The 17,991-nt window shown below is 62.0% G+C and carries 15 protein-coding genes; 5 read left to right on the top strand and 10 right to left on the bottom strand.

Features of this window, described 5'->3' with window-relative positions:
• Positions 1 to 28: 28 nt before the first annotated feature.
• The 6 genes from CPA56_RS05100 to CPA56_RS05075 form a co-directional block, all read right to left on the bottom strand.
• Positions 29 to 1,423 carry a sugar porter family MFS transporter gene (locus CPA56_RS05100; RefSeq protein ID WP_182041200.1) on the bottom strand — a complete coding sequence of 465 codons (1,395 nt, stop codon included), beginning with the start codon at positions 1,421 to 1,423 and terminating at the stop codon, positions 29 to 31.
• 191 nt (positions 1,424 to 1,614) lie between these two features.
• A complete protein-coding gene (locus tag CPA56_RS05095; protein WP_182040967.1) occupies positions 1,615 to 3,015 on the bottom strand; it encodes a sugar porter family MFS transporter in 1,401 nt (466 codons plus the stop codon).
• A gap of 193 nt (positions 3,016 to 3,208) precedes the next feature.
• Positions 3,209 to 3,757 (bottom strand): Fur family transcriptional regulator, encoded by a 549-nt coding sequence (locus CPA56_RS05090; protein WP_182040966.1) that lies wholly within the window; start codon positions 3,755 to 3,757, stop codon positions 3,209 to 3,211.
• Positions 3,754 to 4,692, bottom strand: a complete 939-nt coding sequence (gene rapZ, locus CPA56_RS05085) for an RNase adapter RapZ (RefSeq protein WP_182040965.1) — start codon at positions 4,690 to 4,692, stop codon at positions 3,754 to 3,756. The genes CPA56_RS05090 and rapZ overlap by 4 nt, the downstream gene beginning before the upstream one ends.
• 93 nt (positions 4,693 to 4,785) lie before the next feature.
• Complete coding sequence (locus tag CPA56_RS05080; RefSeq protein WP_182040964.1) at positions 4,786 to 6,507, bottom strand: ATP-binding protein; 1,722 nt, start codon at positions 6,505 to 6,507, stop codon at positions 4,786 to 4,788.
• Between the two features lie 83 nt (positions 6,508 to 6,590).
• The gene (locus CPA56_RS05075; RefSeq protein WP_182040963.1) at positions 6,591 to 7,367 is read right to left on the bottom strand and encodes a response regulator transcription factor; all 777 of its coding nucleotides are present in this window, start codon (positions 7,365 to 7,367) and stop codon (positions 6,591 to 6,593) included.
• A 356-nt stretch (positions 7,368 to 7,723) separates the two neighbouring features.
• Between CPA56_RS05075 and CPA56_RS05070 the strand changes: the two genes are divergently transcribed.
• The 4 genes from CPA56_RS05070 (at position 7,724) to infC (ending at position 12,103) form a co-directional block, all read left to right on the top strand.
• Positions 7,724 to 8,362: a nucleotide exchange factor GrpE gene (locus tag CPA56_RS05070; RefSeq protein WP_182040962.1), complete on the top strand. Its 639-nt coding sequence runs from the start codon at positions 7,724 to 7,726 to the stop codon at positions 8,360 to 8,362.
• Between the two features lie 26 nt (positions 8,363 to 8,388).
• Entirely contained in the window at positions 8,389 to 9,324 is a 936-nt protein-coding gene (locus CPA56_RS05065) for a glycosyltransferase family 9 protein (RefSeq protein ID WP_182040961.1), read from the top strand.
• A 157-nt stretch (positions 9,325 to 9,481) separates the two neighbouring features.
• Positions 9,482 to 11,428, top strand: a complete 1,947-nt coding sequence (thrS, locus tag CPA56_RS05060) for a threonine--tRNA ligase (protein WP_182040960.1) — start codon at positions 9,482 to 9,484, stop codon at positions 11,426 to 11,428.
• 114 nt (positions 11,429 to 11,542) lie between these two features.
• Entirely contained in the window at positions 11,543 to 12,103 is a 561-nt protein-coding gene (infC, locus tag CPA56_RS05055) for a translation initiation factor IF-3 (protein ID WP_182040959.1), read from the top strand.
• A 108-nt stretch (positions 12,104 to 12,211) separates the two neighbouring features.
• On the opposite strand, the gene metF is transcribed toward infC, so the two are convergent.
• Together metF and CPA56_RS05045 are read right to left on the bottom strand one after the other, a co-directional pair.
• Positions 12,212 to 13,090, bottom strand: coding sequence for a methylenetetrahydrofolate reductase [NAD(P)H] (gene metF / locus CPA56_RS05050; protein WP_182040958.1), 879 nt, complete (start codon positions 13,088 to 13,090; stop codon positions 12,212 to 12,214).
• Between the two features lie 26 nt (positions 13,091 to 13,116).
• Positions 13,117 to 14,085, bottom strand: coding sequence for an ArsR/SmtB family transcription factor (locus tag CPA56_RS05045; protein ID WP_182040957.1), 969 nt, complete (start codon positions 14,083 to 14,085; stop codon positions 13,117 to 13,119).
• 278 nt (positions 14,086 to 14,363) lie between these two features.
• On the opposite strand from CPA56_RS05045, the gene metE reads away from it, so the two are divergent.
• Positions 14,364 to 16,694, top strand: a complete 2,331-nt coding sequence (gene metE / locus CPA56_RS05040) for a 5-methyltetrahydropteroyltriglutamate--homocysteine S-methyltransferase (protein WP_182040956.1) — start codon at positions 14,364 to 14,366, stop codon at positions 16,692 to 16,694.
• Positions 16,695 to 16,851: 157 nt separating this feature from the next.
• Here the strand turns inward: metE and CPA56_RS05035 are convergent, their stop codons facing one another.
• Both CPA56_RS05035 and CPA56_RS05030 read right to left on the bottom strand, forming a co-directional pair.
• Positions 16,852 to 17,406 carry an MliC family protein gene (locus tag CPA56_RS05035; RefSeq protein WP_182040955.1) on the bottom strand — a complete coding sequence of 185 codons (555 nt, stop codon included), beginning with the start codon at positions 17,404 to 17,406 and terminating at the stop codon, positions 16,852 to 16,854.
• Entirely contained in the window at positions 17,396 to 17,926 is a 531-nt protein-coding gene (locus CPA56_RS05030) for a hypothetical protein (protein WP_182040954.1), read from the bottom strand. The genes CPA56_RS05035 and CPA56_RS05030 overlap by 11 nt, the downstream gene beginning before the upstream one ends.
• Between the last annotated feature and the right edge of the window lie 65 nt (positions 17,927 to 17,991).

Here is a 17,991-nt window from a genome sequence, read left to right as displayed (position 1 = left end):
ACTCCTGCCGGAACAGCGAAACCGGCCATCACCGGCCCAGTTTGCGCAGCTTCACACCACTCATCAGACGTTCCTCGATCGTGGCCAGAGACATGCCCTTCGTCTCCGGGACGTAAAGGAATGTCAGGCCAATGAAGATGAAGTTCAGCACAGCCAGAAGCCAGAACGTGCCGGACGCCCCGAACATCTCCATCAGGGGCAGGAAACTGACGCTGACCCCCATGTTGGCCAGCCAGTTCGTGAGGGTGGAAACGGACATGCCGAAATTGCGCCCCTGGATGGGCTGAATCTCTGCACACAGCACCCACATCAGCGGCCCGGCCGACATGGCATGGCCCGCGCAAAAGACCATCAGCACGAAGACGGCGATCATCTGGGAGGCCTGCTCCGCCATGCCCTCATGCAGCAGACCAGCCAAGGCTCCCATCGTCAGGGCCATGACGGAAAAACCGACATAAAGGATGGGCTTGCGTCCCCACCTGTCCACCAGCCCGATCGCCACGAACGTTGCCAGCATGTTCACCAGCCCGATGATGGCAGTGCACCACATCTGGGCATGTGAATCAAAATGAGCCGCCTGAAGAATCTTGGGGGCGTAGAACATGACGATGTTGATGCCAGCCAGCTGCTGCATGGCCTGAAGCACAACCCCCAGAAGCACCGACCGGCGGAAATTGCTATTGCGGCGCAGCAGGGACCAGCCCTCCTGCTTCGTTTCCAGCTGCTGGCGGATCGCCTGAATTTCCTTGGCGGCTTCCAGCGGGTCGTTCCTCAGGTCCAGCAGAATCCTGCGGGCTTCCCTGTGGCGTCCCTTCATGACCAGCCAGTGCGGGCTGTAGGGCAGGAACAGCACACCGATGAAGAACATCACCGCCGGGGCTGCGGCAAAACCGAACATGCCCCGCCAGCTCCCACGATATGAGAAATAGGTGTCCGCCAGAAAGGCAGCGAAAATCCCGATCGTCAGCATGAGCTGATATGTGGAGATCATGGCTCCACGGGATTCCTCACTTGCGATCTCGGACAGATAGAGCGGGGCCGTGAAGGCGGAAAGGCCGACAGCATACCCCATCACCACACGGAACGAGATCATGGAGGGGATGGACCAGCTCAGGGAGCAGCCCAATGCCCCCACCACGAACACGCCCGCACCGCAGATCAGTGCCCGCTTGCGACCCACCTTCTGTGCCAGCTTGCTGGCACTGATGGACCCGAGGGCCGCCCCGGCCATCATCGCACTGACGACCCAGGACAGGGCAATTGTGGAGGGATGAAACTCCCGTGAGAAGAGATCCAGGGCACCGGAAACCACGCCAATATCAATGCCGGACATCAGTCCACCCAGCGCGGCCACAATGCCGATGACCAGAATCTTGAACTTTGTTGGATCGAAAAATGACGTACCGTCACCATCATCGCCCATGCCGGCAGGCACGGTGCGGGGATCGACTTCATCTACCATGTTAAGGAGCACAACCTCTCTGAAACTGACAGGCCGACCCGAAACGGCCGGCATCGTGACACGGCCCCATCAGTCGGACATGACAGCCCGGGCGGGAAGACGCCTGGTGCATCCCCCCGCCCGACAGCAGATGAAAAGGGCCGACCTTTTACTTAACGACCAAGGTCACGCAGTTTTACACCACTCATGAGACGTTTCTCAATAGTTTCCAGAGAGACGTCTTTTGTTTCTGGAACGAAAAGATAGAGTAATGCGACACCAAGGGCATTGAAGGCGGCAAACAGCCAGAAAGTATTGGGGCCACCAATCAGCTCCATCACGCTGAGGAAGGTCGTCCCGATCAGCAGGTTACTCATCATGTTCGTTCCGGTGGAAATGGAAATCCCCAGGCTACGACCCGCAGCAGGCTGGATCTCCGAGCAGATGACCCACATGAGCGGCCCGGCGGACATGGCGAACCCGCCCACGAAAATGATGATCATGGCCAGAGCCAGAAGCTGAAGCGGCAGGCTCACCGTGCCGTACCAGAGCAGGAAGGCAAGGATGGCCATGCTGGCAGCCATGCTCACATAACCGGCATACAGGATCGGCTTGCGGCCCCAGCGGTCGGAATAGCCCACGGCAACGAAGGTCATCAGCACGTTGACCAGACCGATCAGGGCCGTGCACCACATCTGAGCCTCAAGGCTGAAGTGGGCGGCCTCCAGGATGCGGGGGGCGTAATACATGATGATGTTGATTCCGGCGAACTGCTGCATGATCTGAAGCAGCATTCCCAGGCCGAGGGAGCGGCGGTAATTGCTGTTGGTCCGCAGCAGCTTCCAGCCTTCTTCCTTCGTCTGGAGCTGCTCACCGATCGCAGCAAGCTCCTGCCGGGCCTGGGCCGGGGCATCACGCAGCTTGGTCATCGTCTCCAGGGCCTCTTCCTCACGTCCCTGGATCATCAGCCAGCGTGGGCTCTGCGGCAGGCAGAGGAAGATCACCAGAAAGACGACGGCCGGAACGGCCTCGACCACCAGCATGGACCGCCATGCCCCGGACACGGCAAACCAGCTGTTGGAGAAGAAGGCAAGGAAGATGCCGATCGTCTTGAGAAGCTGGTAGAGGGACACCATCGCCCCACGCTGCTCCGTGCGGGCAACCTCGGACAGATAGAGCGGGGTGGAGAAATCGGACAGCCCCATGCCCACGCCCACCAGAACGCGGCAGATGATCATCATGGCGACGGACTGGGAGGCGGCACATCCAGCCGCCCCGATGGAGAAGAAGGCGGCGGCGACCGTCAGGGTGTATTTGCGCCCCAGACGCTGGGTCAGCTGACCACCCGTCAGGGCACCGATGGTGGCACCGACCAGCATCCCGCCCACGATCCACTCCAGGGCGACGGTGGAGGCATGGAACTGAAGCCCAAATGGACGCAGCACGCCGGAAATGACACCAATATCCATACCGCACATCAGCCCGGCCAGAGAGGCCAGAATACAGATGAGCAGCACGCGCCGTCTTGCGGCAGGATCAATAACGGGACGGGGAGACTCGGTTGTCCTGTTCATAACATTTGGACCTCTTTGCCGGAGGAATGCCCTCCACTGAATGGAATCATCCCTATCATAAAAAACAGTTTACCCTATAGGCTACCTCTTACTGGCAGATCACAGTTATGCGAGCCTGAAAATACTCCCGATCCGCCGCACCTTTCAGGGCGGCATCCGGCCTCTTCATCGGGGCGGAAAGGCCGGTCGGGCCTCAATGTTCTGCCGTCCCATCCTTCCCGTGACAGCGGGCACAGAGTCCCTCAATCTCCACCGTGGCCGCCTCCGCCCGGAACCCCTGCCCCCGGGCGGACTGGAGCAGCACGGCCGCCACGACATCCTGCTCCAGCTCCTGCACCTGGCCACAGTCACGACAGATCAGGAACTGCGCCCGATGCACCCCCCATGCCTTGTGGGACGTGCAGCAGTCCTCACAGTCCAGACGATGGCGGCACCCCACGAAGGCACTGAGCCGCTCAATGCGATGGATCAGCCCCTGCTCCAGCAGGAAGTCGAGCGCACGATACACGGTTGGCGGGACGGCCCGTGGCTGATGGACACGCAGCAGGGAGAGAATGTCATAGGCCCCGAGCGGCCTGTTCTCCGACAGGATGAGCCCGAGCACCAGCCGCCGGACGGCGGTCAGCCTCTGCCCATGATGCTGGCACCAGTGGGCCACATCCTCCAGACGTGCCAGAACCTCCGTGCTGAAATCAGGCCCATCCCCTTCCGGGTCACGGGCCACACCACGTCCTGCCGTCATGATGACCCGCCCACGGGCGGGACGGCCCAGCGGCAGGATGTCAGCCCGTTGCGGGCCAGCTCCCGGTGCAGCACCATGACGGGTGCCCGCAGCTCCCCGATCATCGGGTCGGCCGCAAGGTCCTGCGCCAGAGCCTCCACGACGGTGACGGACCGGTGACGACCACCGCTGCATCCCACGGCAATGGTGACGTATTTCTTGCCCTCCTGGGCGAAACGGGGCAGTACCGTCTGCACCAGACCCAGAACATGTTCATAGAACGGCCTGTAGAACGGATCTGCCTTCACATGCTCCGCCACGTCGGCATCCAGCCCCGTATGGGGGCGCAGAGCCTCGTCATAATGGGGATTCCGGAGGAAACGGGCATCCAGCACGATGTCGGCCTCCCGTGGCAGACCAGCCGGATAAGCAAAGGACATCAGGGCCACGGACAGCATGGTGCCCACCCCGGCACTGAAGCGGGCCTCGATCATCTGCCGCAGGTCCGGCAGGGGAAGATCGCTGGTATCGACGACAAGGTCCGCCAGGGCACGCAGCGGCTCGAGCAGTCCGGCCTCCTGCTCCAGGGCCGGTCGCACGCCGCCTTCCCCCGCCAGCGGATGCCGTCGCCTCGTGGCCGTGAAGCGGCGCAGCAGGACATCATAATCCGCCGTGGCAAACACGAGCTGCACCAGACAGCCCGGCTCCCGCCGGGCCAGTGTCAGCAGGTCGACGATGCGGTGTGACTCAAACCCCCGGCTCCGCACGTCCACCCCGATGGCCAGACGGGAGCCGGAGCGGGTCACCAGGGCATCGAACAGGTCAAGCGGCGGATTGTCCACCACCTCGTAGTCGAGGTCTTCCAGCATGCGGAGAATGGACGCCTTTCCTGCACCGGACAGCCCCGTCACCAGCACGATATTCCGTGAAGACCGTTCCTGCGTCTTCATGCCCATGTTCTGCTTCCCTGCGTCACGATGGCAAAACTACCATGGTGGCCACAGACATAACACAGTCTCCAGTGGGCAAGAAACCGCACCATCCGGCTCCTACCTCATGGTGGCGGGGCCGGGAGCAGGGGAACAGCGGGGCAGCCGGATGACGAAGCGGGCACCGCAGATGCGGGACTGGCCCGTCTGCGGATCGATCTCCTCCCGGTTCTCGGCATGGAGGCTGCCATCAAAAGCCAGAATGATCTGCCGGCTGATGGATAGCCCCAGCCCGGAATGCTGACCGAAGCTCTCACCGACGGGACGCTCCGAGTAGAACCGGTCAAAAATGCTGTCCAGCTTGGCCTCCGGGATGCCCGGCCCCTCATCCTCCACGGCAATCTCGATGGCCGGGCCACCCGGCGTGATGCTCCCATCTTCCTCGAGCTTCGGAGGCCCCATGACGGTGCGGACCACGAGCCGTATCGTGCCCTCCGGTGGAGAGAAGGACACGGCATTGCCGATCAGGTTGTGCAGCACCTGCACCAGCCCGTCCCCCGCCACCAGCACGCAGAGGGCTTCGCCGCCCTCCGGCACGGACAGGACCAGCCGGACGGACTGCTCCCGGCGTGTGGCCTGGTTCACTTCCACGAACAGGCTCAGGAGGGCCACGACGTCAACCGCCGCCCGTTCGCCACGCTGAAGCTCTCCCTCGACCCGGCTGGCCAGGGAAATGTCCGAGATCAGCCGTTCCAGCCGCCGGACATCCCCTCCCAGAATGGACAGAAGCCTGTCCCGTGCCTGCACGTCAGTAATCCGGGGCAGCGTATCCAGAGCAGACCGGATGGAAGACAGGGGATTCTTCAGCTCATGGCTGACCTCGGCTGCGAACCGTTCCACGTCATCCATTCTGGCCCACAGGGCCAGCGCACTTTCCCGCAGGGCACGGGCCAGCTCGCCGATCTCGTCCCGGCGGCTGAGCAGGGCATAGGGGAGACCATCGACACGCCCCTGCCCCGGCTCCCGCATTTCCCGCGACCTCACCACCAGCCGACGCAGGGGACGGGCCAGCGTCATCGCAAAATACCACGAGAGCAGCACGGCCGCTCCCATGCTCATCAGCATCATGATGACGATGACCCACCGCACCTTTATGATGGCCCGGTCGATGCCCGTATTGTACCGGGTGAGCTGGAGAACGCCGACCGTCTCGCCATTCACCACGACAGGCTCCACGACGGTCATGACCAGCTCATGCTGGCCCGTCTGCCTGATGTAGGGCGGCAGCTCTCCCTGGGCACTGAGATGGACGTCCTCATCCGTATCCTGCCCGAAATTCTGGGATGTCGTCGAATTGTCCAGAGGAACATCCCCCTCCCTGGTGCTGAGAGGGATCAGGGACAGGACCCAAGCATAGATACGGTCGACCACATTGACGTTCGGCTGCCAGCGGGCACCGGACAGCGTGAAAGGCCCTCTGCTGCTTTCCGTCAGCACGGACCCGTTGGGAGCATAAAGCCGTACCTGCGCATTGCTGCTGAAGCGGATCATGTCATCCAGAAAAAGATGGGCGGCCTTCGCATCCAGCCCGATCTTTCCGTCCTCGGGATTGGCCTTCTGAGCCTGCTGGAGCACGGACGCATAGATGCGGGCCTGCTCTCGCAGGGCATCCACGCTGTCACTCAACAGCGTGTTACGCACCGCATTGATGGAGAGAAGCAGCCCCCCCATGAACAGCAGCGGCAGGAAATTGACCATCAGCAGCCGGCTCGTCAGCGGCGAGACCCACCGCTGCAGCCGGACGGACCGCAGGCGACCCCAGACACCCCGCAGGGGCCCCATCAGTTCATCCTGTCCGTCTATCAGCACGGAACCACACCAGAGCCGACAGGCATCATTTCTCCAGAACAGGTCATGAGATCACCTCATTCCCGGTACCGGTACCCGACGCCATACAGGGTCTCTATGTGATTGAAACACTCATCCACCCGACGGAACTTCTTGCGGACCCTCTTGATATGACTGTCGATCGTACGGTCATCCACATAGATGCTGTCCCCGTAGGCCGCATCGATCAGCTGGTCACGGGACTTCACCAGCCCCGGACGCACGACCAGTGCCTTGACAAGGAGAAATTCCGTGACTGTCAGGGCGACCTCCTGCCCGTTCCAGAGGCACTGGTGGCGTGCCTCATCCAGGGCCAGTGCGCCACGGACAAGAATGCTGCTGCTTGCCCCGGCCTCCCCCGTGATTTCCGCCTGACTGACTTCATGCCGCCGCAGAAGGGCACGAATCCGCTCAACCAGCAGACGGACGGAGAATGGCTTGGTGATGTAGTCATCCGCCCCGAGGCGCAGCCCCATGAGCTGATCCATCTCCTCATCCTTGGAGGTCAGGAAAATGACCGGCAGGCTGCTGGAGCGCATGCGCAGCCGACGCAGCAGCTCCATCCCGTCCATGCGGGGCATCTTCACATCCAGCACGGCCAGAGACGTCGAACGGGACAGGATGCCCTGGAGGGCACTCTCCCCGTCCGTATAGGCATGAACCGTAAATCCCTCGGCTTCCAGCGTCATCTGAACGGATGTCAGAATATTACGGTCGTCGTCCACTAGTGCAATAACGGGGACCTGCTGCGCTTTTGAACCATGTTTCTCTTCCGTGTGAGACGAAGTCACGGGAGGGAAAAGGGTCTTCTTCATGCAAACTCCTGTCTCTTTCGGAATGACAAGCAATAAAAAATCTCAACATAAAGTTAAGACAATTCACGACAAATATTAACAGGAAGACGACTGCTAACACACGCCACTATTCTGACAACATTATATATTGAATTTTTATAATTACGCCAGCCCATTGTGTAAAATATCGAGTTTTACACTCCTGTTCAATTTTTACTTAACCTTTTCTCAAAACCTCCGTCCCCCTTGTTTTTATGGCATGGAACACTATCTCCTAGGGTCAGAAAAGGGGCCGGCTGCCCTGCCATACCGACCATCCGGCCGGTGGTACAGAGCCGCAGAAACCGGCCCGCCAGGACGAAAAACAGGGTCACGACATGACAGAAAAAACGTCTCATACCGAAACGCCGCAGACCGACGCCCCCCAGCATGAAGCCCAGCCGCACGAGGCGGCGGCACATACGGAACAGTCCGACCTTCACGGCGAGGACGGCCAGGCTGCGGCTGGCAGTGCCGAGGAGCGCATCGCCGCCCTTGAGGAGCAGCTGGCCGAGATGGAAGACCGCTGGAAGCGGTCCGAAGCGGACAGCCAGAATCTCCGTGCCCGCCACAAGCGCGAGATCGAGGACACCCGCCATTACGCCGTCCAGAAATTCGCCCGTGACGTGGTCGAGGCCGCCGAGAATCTCCGCCGCGGTCTTTCCGCCCTGCCGCCGCATGAGGAAGGCGAGGACGGGCTGATCACCCGCCTGCGTGAAGGATTCGAGGGAACGGAACGCTCCTTCCTGTCCATTCTGGAACGTCACGGCATCACGAAGCTGGACCCGACGCATGAGCCGTTCGATGCCAACCTGCACCAAGCCATGCAGGAACAGGAGGTCGACCATCTGCCGCCCAACCATGTCGTGCAGGCATGGACACCCACATGGATGCTGAAGGACCGCCTGCTGAAACCAGCCATGGTCATCGTCTCCAACGCCTCCTCCACAGGCAGGCCGCCCGAAAAGAAGGACTGACCCCCGGAGCGGTCACCCGGAGCCCTATGCCGCAGAAGATACTGATCATCCGTCATGGTGCTCTGGGAGACCTGTTCCAGGCGTCTGGAGCCTTCGCCTCCATCCGCCACGCCTTTCCCCGCAGCCATGTCACCCTCCTGACAGCCAGCCCCTATCGTGATCTGGCCTCATGCTGCCCGTGGTTTGATGCCATCGTCACGGATGACCGCCCCCCCGTGACGGACCTGCCCCACTGGCTGCGAATCCGTCGCCTCCTGCGGCAGATGGACATGGTGTTCGACCTCCAGAATTCCGGCCGGACGGCCCGCTATTTCCATCTTGCCCGTCCCGGCACCGTCTGGTCCGGCCAGAACAGGCGGGCCAGCCTGCCCCATCTCAATCCACAGGCCCGCCAGATGCACACGCTCATGCGGCAGGCCGACCAGCTCCGGGCAGCAGGAATCCCCTCACTGCCCCGCACCGTCCCGGACTTCCTCACGGACCGGGGGCCACATCTTCCCGCACCCTATGCCGTGCTCGTCCCCGGGGCCGCCCCACACCGTCCGGCAAAACGCTGGCCTGCGCTCCATTTCGCCACGCTGGCACAGGCCCTCGCCACATGGGGCTGTCAGCCCGTCATCATCGGCAGTGCGGCTGACCGTCCGCTGGCGGACATCATCCACTCCCGTGTTCCACAGGCCCTGGACCTGACAGACCGGACAGACCTTCCCGCCCTGGCCGGGCTGCTCCACCGGGCCATGCTCTGTATCGGCAACGATACCGGCCCGATGCACATGGCCGCCACGATGGACTGCCCGACCCTGACCCTCTTTTCCGCCGACAGTGACCCGAGACGCTGCGCTCCCCTCAGCATCACCCCCGGACGGAGCCGGGTGCTGGACAGCACGGACCTCTCCGCCCTGCCTCCGGGCCGGGTCATACGGTTTGTCCGGGACTGGAAGTTTCCCTCGGGAATGGCCTGAAAACGGCCGTAAACACCCAGCCAGCCCACGGCCTGCATATTAGGGCTTGCAGAATGAAGTCATAAAAGGCCATTTTTGCCGCACCATTTCTGCCGTCATTCCTGTTCCATCAGGAACACGGCATTCTCATTCTGACCAACGACCAAGGAGTTCCTCCATGCCCGCCATTACCCTGCCCGATGGAAGCATTCGCACCTTCGATGGGGCAGTGACCGGGACAACGATCGCCGAGGCCATCGGGCCGGGCCTCGCCCGTGCCGCCATGGCCATGGAAGTTGATGGCAAGGCCGTGGACCTTGGTTTCACGATCAGCAAGGACAGCACCGTCCGCTTCATCACCCGCAAGGATGATGACGTGCTGGAGATGATCCGCCACGATGCCGCCCATGTCATGGCCGAGGCCGTGCAGGAACTCTGGCCGGGCACGCAGGTCACCATCGGCCCGAGCATCAGGGACGGTTTCTATTACGACTTCTTCCGGGACAAACCCTTCACGCCGGCCGACTTTGAGGCCATCGAAGCCAAGATGACCGAGATCATCACACGAGGCGATGCCTTTACCCGTGAGGTGTGGGACCGGAACGAGGCCATCGCCTTCTTCGAGAAACGTGGTGAAAAGTTCAAGGCCGAGCTGATCCGGGACCTGCCGGAAAGTGAGGAAATCTCCATCTACCGTCAGGGCGAATGGCTGGACCTCTGCCGGGGGCCGCATCTCCGCAGCACGTCGGATGTCGGCAACGCCTTCAAGCTGATGCGGGTGGCCGGGGCCTACTGGCGTGGCGACCACCGCAACCCCATGCTGACCCGCATCTACGGCACGGCATGGCGGGACAAGAAGGAACTGAAGGCCTATCTCCTGCGGCTTGAGGAAGCCGAAAAGCGGGATCACCGCCGCATCGGCCGGGACATGGACCTCTTCCACATTCAGGAAGAGGCGGTCGGGCAGATTTTCTGGCACCAGAAGGGCTGGCGTCTCTACACGGCGGTGCAGGACTACATGCGCCGTGCCCAGAACCGGAACGACTATCAGGAAGTCCGCACCCCGCAGCTGGTGGACCGGACCCTCTGGGAAGCCTCCGGCCACTGGGACAAGTATCGTGAACACATGTTCATCGCCACGGTGGAGGATGAGGACAAGACCCTCGCCCTCAAGCCGATGAACTGCCCCTGCCATGTGCAGATTTTCCGTCACGGCCTGCGCTCCTACCGTGAGCTGCCCCTGCGCATGGCGGAATTCGGTGCCTGCCACCGGTACGAGCCGTCCGGCTCCCTGCATGGCATCATGCGGGTGCGGGGCTTCACGCAGGATGACGCCCACATCTTCTGCACGGATGACCAGATCGCCGAAGAGACGGCCCGTTTCGTCACCATGCTGGGCGAGGTCTACAGGGACTTCGGCTTCGAGAGCTTCCGTGTGAAATTCTCCGACCGTCCCGAAACCCGTGCCGGGTCTGACGAAGTGTGGGACCGGGCCGAAGGTGCCCTCAAGCGGGCCTGCGAGATGGTCGGCATGGAGTATGAGCTGAATCCCGGTGAAGGGGCCTTCTATGGTCCGAAGCTGGAATTCGTCCTGACCGATGCCATCGGGCGTGACTGGCAGTGCGGCACGCTCCAGGTGGACTACGTCCTGCCGGAACGGCTGGACGCCTCCTACATTGGCGAGGACAGTGCCCGCCACCGCCCCGTCATGCTGCACCGGGCCATCCTTGGCAGCTTCGAGCGGTTCCTGGGCATCCTGATCGAACAGTATGCGGGCAAGTTCCCGCTCTGGCTGGCTCCGACGCAGGTCGTGGTGGCCAGCATCGTCACCGATGCCGCCGACTATGCACTGGAAGTCACCGAGCGTCTGCGCAAGGCCGGTCTTCACGCCGAGGCGGACATCCGCAACGAGAAGATCAATGCCAAGGTGCGTGAGCACAGTCTGGCCCGGGTACCGGTCATGCTCGTGGTCGGCCGCCGGGAAGCCGAGGAAGGCACCGTCAGCGTCCGCCGCCTTGGCGAACAGGCCCAGAACGTCATGGCCACCGACGAGATCATCCCGGCCCTCGCCAGGGAAGCCACGCCGCCGGATCTCCTGCGGGCCGCCTCCCAGAAAACGGCCTGATCTCCACTCTCCCTGCCCCCCTTGCACCATGAAGGTGCGGGGGCTATGAATCTGAACAGGTAGTTTGAGTCCCGTCGCTTGTCCATTGTGATCGGGCCGCAGCATCAACAGGAGATGACCATAGCTAGACCGCCGTTTCACGCCGCCCCGAACCGCGATGGGCCACGTGTCAATGAAGAGATCCGGGTGCCGCAGGTACGTGTTATTGATGCCGAAGGCGAGATGATCGGCATCATGCCGACACGTGAGGCCCTTTCCCGTGCCTTCTCCGAAGGGCTGGACCTTCTGGAAATCAGCCCGACGGCGGAGCCTCCGGTTGCGAAGATCCTCGATTACGGCAAGTTCAAGTACGAACAGCAGAAGAAACGTAACGAAGCCCGCAAGAAGCAGAAGGTCATCGAGATCAAGGAAGTGAAGGTCCGCCCAGGTACGGGTGAGCATGACTTCCAGACCAAGGCCAAGGCCGTGCGCTCCTTTCTGGAAGACGGCGACAAGGTCAAGGTTTCCCTGCGCTTCAAGGGCCGTGAGGTTGCCCATCAGGACCTCGGGGCCAAGATGATGCACCGCATCCGTGAATCCGTGGAGGACATCGCCAAGGCCGAGCAGATGCCCCGTCTGGAAAACCGTCAGATGATCATGATCCTGGCCCCCAGCAAGCAGCGGGACGCCAAGTAAGCCTCATGGCGGCCCAGTCAGGGCCGCCGCAGGGATCATCTCATGAAAAACCCCCGGCCCTGTCCTCAGGGTCGGGGGTTTTTCAGTCCGGCTTCCGCCGCCTGCCGGTCAGGCCACGTTCTCGACCAGCGCATGGGACCGCTGCCGCCCCAGAAGGGTGCAGAGTGTCGAGGTCGGCGCACTCTGGTTGAGCGTATAGAAATGGAAATGATCCACCCCTTCCGCACTCAGACGCTGGCAGATGCGGTCCGTCACCACGGCACTCAGGCGGGAACGGATCGGAGCCAGATCATCCACCCCCTCAAACAGGGCCTTCAGTTCCTCCGGGACGGAAGCACCGCACATCCGGGCGAAACGCCACGCCTGCGACGCCCGGCCGATCGGCAGAATCCCCGGCACGATGGGCCGGGTGATGCCAGCCTTCACCGCACGGTCCCGGAACCGCAAGAAATTTTCGGGATCGAAGAAAAACTGCGTGATGGCCCTGTCTGCCCCCGCATCGAACTTCTCTTTCAGATGCTCGATGTCGGAATTGGATGAAACCGCCTCCGGGTGGGTTTCGGGATAGGCCGCCACGGAAATCTCGAAAGGAGCGATTTTCTTCAGTCCCGCCACGAGGTCCGCCGCATAGTGATAGCCGTCCGGATGCGGCGCATAGGCCGCAGCCGCCGCTCCCTTGGCCACCGGCGGGTCCCCCCGCAGGGCCACGATGTGCTTCACCCCGGCATCCCAGTAGGCCCGGGCCACGTCGTCCACCTCACCACGGGAGGCATTCACGCAGGTGAGATGCCCGGCCAGTGGCGTGGAGACCTTCTTCGACATCTGCCGCAAGGTCTCGATGGTGCGGTCCCGGGAGGACCCACCAGCCCCATAGGTGACAGACATGAAACGAGGCTCGTAGGCGGTAAGCCTCTGGGCGACACGCAGCAGGGCTGCGGCCTTTTCATCCGTCTTCGCCGGGAAAAATTCAAATGAGACCTCAGGCATGATGCCGGTTCCTTTTACATACGGTTCTACGTAACCCTTGATTGCTGATCCGACGGCAAGCGGCCCATCCAGAGCTTCACCGTCAATTCTCCGTCGAGGGAGACAGGGGGATCCACCTCCAGCCCTGCCGCCTCGAACCATTGCTGCATGCGTTCATCACTGAAGCCGAGATACATGTGGGCATCCCGCGTGCGGAGTTCCTCACGGTCATGCAGGGCAAAATCCACCACCAGCAGACGCCCGCCAGGGCTGAGAATCCGGGCCGACTCGGCAATGACGGCGGCCGGGTGCTGCGCATAGCGCAACGCCTGATGCAGGATGGTCAGATCAGCCGAGCCTGCGGCCAGTGGCAGGGCGTAGAAATTCCCCTGCCGCAGCTTGATCTCCTCGCCATCCACCGTCCGGTTCTCTTCCAGCTTGACCCGGGCCAGCCTCAGCATGGAGGGGCTGCGATCAAACCCGATGGCACTTTCACACTGCGGGGCCAGAAGCTCGAGCATACGCCCGGTGCCGGTCCCGATATCCACAACACGCCCGAGCGGCCCGTCACCCACCAGCTTCATGATGGCCGACTCGACCGATTCTTCCGAGACATGCAGGGAGCGAATCGCATCCCACTCCGCTGCATGAACCTCAAACCAGTCCTCGGCCTCACCCATGCGGACATTCCGCACGGCCTGGAGGCGTTGCCGGTCCGCCCGGCCCATCTCGTCATCATCCTCCTCGTGATAACGCCGCCAATGGTCCAACGCTGCAAAGATGGGCTCCAGGTCATTCTCGTCCCCGAGGGCAAGAAAAACCCAGCTTCCTTCCTTGCGGCGTTCCACCAGTTCGGCCTCCGCCAGCACCTTCACATGCCGGGAAACCCGCGGCTGGCTCTGGCCCAGAACCTGGGCCAGTTCGCCAACTGACAACTCCATTTCGCGCAGCAGGCGCAAAATTCTCAGACGCGTCGGCTCTGCGAGAGCCTGAAAGATTATAAGAGCACGATCCATGCGAACTATATATAATGACTTCATTATATATGCAATATCTGTTGACACATTTAAAAAGCCCTGTCACTTCTGGTTCCCGAAGCACAGCCCGGCCTGTCTTCCCGCCCCGTGCGGGGGACGGGCCGGACGCTTTTCCCGGCTGCCTCCTGAAGGCAGTCCCGATCTCATCGGTGGGGCAGATACCGCCCGCCCGTTTGCCTTTCTCCCCCGGCGGCACATCCCGCAGGGTGGTGGAAGGCAAATGGAACGGTGCCCACCCAACGCCAGGAGGCATTGTCATGACCGTACGCGTCGCAACACTGGGCTTTCCCCGTATCGGTGGCCGCCGTGAACTGAAAAAGGCTCTGGAAAGTTTCTGGGCCGGCAACAGCAGCGAGGCCGAGCTGCTCCAGACCGCCGCCAGCCTCCGCAAGGAGAACTGGACCCGCCAGAAGGAGCAGGGAGCGGACATCATCCCCTCCAACGATTTCTCCCTCTATGACCATGTGCTGGATACCAGTGCCCTGGTCGGAGCCGTGCCGGACATCTATGGCCACAAGGGTGGCAAGGTGGACCTCACCACCTACTTCGCCATCGCCCGTGGCCGTCAGGTCGCCGGTGGGGAAGAGGCCGGGGACCATGCCCACGACTGTTCCTGTCATCACCATGCCGCCACCGATGTTCCCGCTGCGGAAATGACGAAGTGGTTCGACACGAACTATCACTACCTCGTGCCGGAATTCAAAGAGGGGCAGAGCTTCAGCCTCTCCTCCACCAAGATCATTGACGAATACAGGGAAGCCAAGGCCCAGGGCATCGAGACACGCCCTGTCCTGCTGGGACCGGTGAGCTTCCTGCTGCTGGGCAAGGCCCACGGTGCAGCCTTCAACAAGCTGGACCTGCTGCCGGGGCTGCTCTCCGTCTATACCGAGGTGCTGCGTGAGCTGCGTCAGGCCGGAGCCGAATGGGTCCAGATTGATGAGCCTACCCTGGTGCTGGACCTTGATGATGCCGCCCGCAAGGCTTTTGCCCTGGCCTATCAGAGCCTCACCAGTGCCGTTCCTGACATCAGGCTGCTGCTGACGACCTATTTCGGCGGGCTAGGTGACAATCTGAAGACGGCCCTGTCCCTGCCGGTTCATGGCCTGCATGTCGATCTGGTCCGTGCCCCGCACCAGCTGGAGGACGTCGTTGCCAAGGCACGTCCGGACCTGCTGCTCTCCCTCGGCGTGATTGATGGCCGGAACATCTGGAAGGCCGACCTTTCCAGAATTCTGAAGCACATCGCTCCGGTTGCCGCCAAGCGTGACATCATCGTGGCTCCGTCCTGCTCCCTGCTGCACACGCCGATTGATCTGGAGCGTGAAACACAGCTGGATGCCGAGGTGAAGAACTGGCTGGCCTTTGCCGTGCAGAAGATTGCCGAACTCGCCACCATCGCCAAGGCCCTCAATGAAGGTCATGAGAGCGTGAAGGCCATTCTGGACGCCTCCGATGCTGCTGCCGAGAGCCGCCGTACCTCCACACGCATCCATAATCAGGATGTGAAGAAGCGTGCCGCCCAGAAGGATGCCAAGCTGACACAGCGTCAGTCCGCCTTCCCTGTCCGCCAGAAGGCGCAGGAAGAGGCCCTGAAGCTGCCGCTTTTCCCCACCACCACCATCGGCTCCTTCCCGCAGACGAAGGAAGTGCGTCAGGCCCGTGCCCGCCACGCCAAGAAGGAACTCTCCACGCAGGATTACGTGGCCTTCCTCCAGAAGGAGACGGCATCCGCCATCAAGTGGCAGGAAGAGGTCGGGCTGGACGTCCTCGTGCATGGCGAGTTCGAGCGCAACGACATGGTGCAGTATTTTGGTGAGAAGCTTTCAGGCTTCGTCTTCACCAAACATGCCTGGGTGCAGTCCTACGGTTCCCGCTATGTCCGCCCGCCCATCATCTTTGGTGATGTCTCCCGCCCGGCAGCCATGACGCTCGACTGGTGGCAGTATGCACAGTCCTGCTCCAGGAAGCCGGTCAAGGGAATGCTGACAGGCCCGGTCACGATCCTGAACTGGTCCTTCGTCCGTGACGATCAGCCACGCTCCGAGACATGCCGCCAGATCGCCTTCGCCATCCGTGACGAAGTGCAGGACCTGGAAAAGGCTGGCTGCCCCGTCATCCAGATTGACGAAGCCGCCCTGCGTGAGGGTCTCCCCCTGCGCCGCAAGGACTGGCAGCATTATCTGGACTGGGCCGTGGAAAGCTTCCGTGTCACGGCCAGCGGCGTGCAGGACAAGACACAGATCCACACCCACATGTGCTACTCCGAGTTCAACGACATCATCCAGGCCATCGCCGACATGGATGCTGACGTGATCTCCATCGAGACGGCACGCTCCAAGATGGAACTGCTGGAAGCCTTCACCGACCACAAGTACCCTGCCGAGATCGGCCCGGGCGTGTATGACATTCACTCCCCCCGTGTCCCGTCCGTCGAGGAAATGGTCGAGCTGCTGCGTGCGGCAGAGAAGAAAGTCGCCCGCCGCCAGCTCTGGGTGAACCCGGATTGCGGCCTGAAGACCCGCAACTGGAAGGAAGTCCGCCCGGCCATCACCAACATGGTCAAGGCTGCCGAGATCCTGCGTGGCTGAAGGCTGAAAGAGATGGGACCCGGCTTCGTTACCTAGCACGATCCATCCAATGAAGCCGGGTTCCGGGGGCGATTTAAAACAGTCTCCCCCACATGAAAAGGGCTCCCTCACCGGGGAGCCCTTTTCTGCTGGCACCAGATGTCAGATCACGGGCAGATCAGTGTTCAGCGGGTTTCCCGGCAGCGGGCACGACATGACAGGTAAAGGACACGCCCTCCTTGTCCTCCCGGGCGAACGTGACCTCATCACCTCTGGCCCACCAGCTGTAACGGTCCCCCACATATTTCGCCCCGTCCCCCGCTACGACATTGGCGAAGACCATCACCCGACCATCCACGGGCAGGACGGCCAGAGCCATGATGTCCGCACTCAGATAGGTCACGGTAAAACGGCCACCAGGCAGGGAGGTCCGCAAGGACCGGACATCATCCCCCGCCTTCTTCTCATCAAGGCTGCATGTGTACTCGACATCCTGCCGCCCCACGACCTCATCGGTCGGCAGGGGAATGAGCAGATGATTGCCTCCCCGGCGTGCTGCGCCCGCCCTGTCATGAGAGGCCCCGTGTGCCACCCGCTTCTCCTGCGGGGCGGGCTGGGCCTGACCGTTCCCGGACGGGCCAGCCACACCATCCGCCAGAGCCATGTTTCCCGGACCGGACAACCCCAGAAGCAGCCCGCACAGGGACATCATCCTCACCCTGTCAGATACCATCAGTCGCAACTCCCCTAAGTTCGGCCAGACGTTTCTCCGCCCTGCGCTCCCCGCCCGGCGGCCGGGGCTGGCAGGCCATGAAATACAGGCCCGTCACGAACGCCAGCTGCGACAGCAGCCCCAGACGGTTCCACAGCCACATGGACGGCGAGGCCGACGACACGAGAACGGAAATGGTCTCATAAACGAGAAAGGCCAGACAGATCAGCCGCAGGCTAAACATGAGCGGCCGGAGGGGATTCAGCGTGCCGGGCCTCACCAGCGGCCGGAACCGCTGGAACCCTATGAACAGCACGATGCTGCACAGCAGCACCAGGACGGATTCCACACTCTCGCTGATGGAGGCCCCATAAATCACCAGTGGCGCAAACAGGCAGGCAACCTGAAGAATGACGGACCCCAGCTCGAAATTGATGCCGACGCTCCAGGCCGACACGCTCTCGGGCAGACGGTCCGCCACGGGCTGGAACAGCCTGTCCAGAATGAAATCATCCAGTGCCTGAAGAAACCCCTCCTTCATCCTGTCTCCTTTTCTCTGGTATCATGCCCGTCCAGCATGATCTGCGCTGGTCTGGACTATAACAG

Source organism: Bombella mellum (genome assembly GCF_014048465.1).
Taxonomy (GTDB): Bacteria; Pseudomonadota; Alphaproteobacteria; order Acetobacterales; family Acetobacteraceae; genus Bombella; species Bombella mellum.
The sequence above is the reverse complement of the archived record's forward strand: the minus strand, read 5'-3'. Positions and strand labels throughout refer to the sequence as shown.

Coding starts and splice junctions, on each gene's coding strand:
- infC (WP_182040959.1), top strand. CDS start 11,543: ATGACCATAGCTAGACCGCCGTTTCACGCCGCCCCGAACCGCGATGGG.
- CPA56_RS05100 (WP_182041200.1), bottom strand. CDS start 1,423: ATGGGCGATGATGGTGACGGTACGTCATTTTTCGATCCAACAAAGTTC.
- CPA56_RS05035 (WP_182040955.1), bottom strand. CDS start 17,406: ATGGTATCTGACAGGGTGAGGATGATGTCCCTGTGCGGGCTGCTTCTG.
- CPA56_RS05065 (WP_182040961.1), top strand. CDS start 8,389: ATGCCGCAGAAGATACTGATCATCCGTCATGGTGCTCTGGGAGACCTG.
- thrS (WP_182040960.1), top strand. CDS start 9,482: ATGCCCGCCATTACCCTGCCCGATGGAAGCATTCGCACCTTCGATGGG.
- rapZ (WP_182040965.1), bottom strand. CDS start 4,692: ATGGGCATGAAGACGCAGGAACGGTCTTCACGGAATATCGTGCTGGTG.
- metF (WP_182040958.1), bottom strand. CDS start 13,090: ATGCCTGAGGTCTCATTTGAATTTTTCCCGGCGAAGACGGATGAAAAG.
- CPA56_RS05075 (WP_182040963.1), bottom strand. CDS start 7,367: ATGAAGAAGACCCTTTTCCCTCCCGTGACTTCGTCTCACACGGAAGAG.
- CPA56_RS05030 (WP_182040954.1), bottom strand. CDS start 17,926: ATGAAGGAGGGGTTTCTTCAGGCACTGGATGATTTCATTCTGGACAGG.
- CPA56_RS05090 (WP_182040966.1), bottom strand. CDS start 3,757: ATGACGGCAGGACGTGGTGTGGCCCGTGACCCGGAAGGGGATGGGCCT.
- CPA56_RS05080 (WP_182040964.1), bottom strand. CDS start 6,507: ATGGGGCCCCTGCGGGGTGTCTGGGGTCGCCTGCGGTCCGTCCGGCTG.
- CPA56_RS05045 (WP_182040957.1), bottom strand. CDS start 14,085: ATGGATCGTGCTCTTATAATCTTTCAGGCTCTCGCAGAGCCGACGCGT.
- metE (WP_182040956.1), top strand. CDS start 14,364: ATGACCGTACGCGTCGCAACACTGGGCTTTCCCCGTATCGGTGGCCGC.
- CPA56_RS05095 (WP_182040967.1), bottom strand. CDS start 3,015: ATGAACAGGACAACCGAGTCTCCCCGTCCCGTTATTGATCCTGCCGCA.
- CPA56_RS05070 (WP_182040962.1), top strand. CDS start 7,724: ATGACAGAAAAAACGTCTCATACCGAAACGCCGCAGACCGACGCCCCC.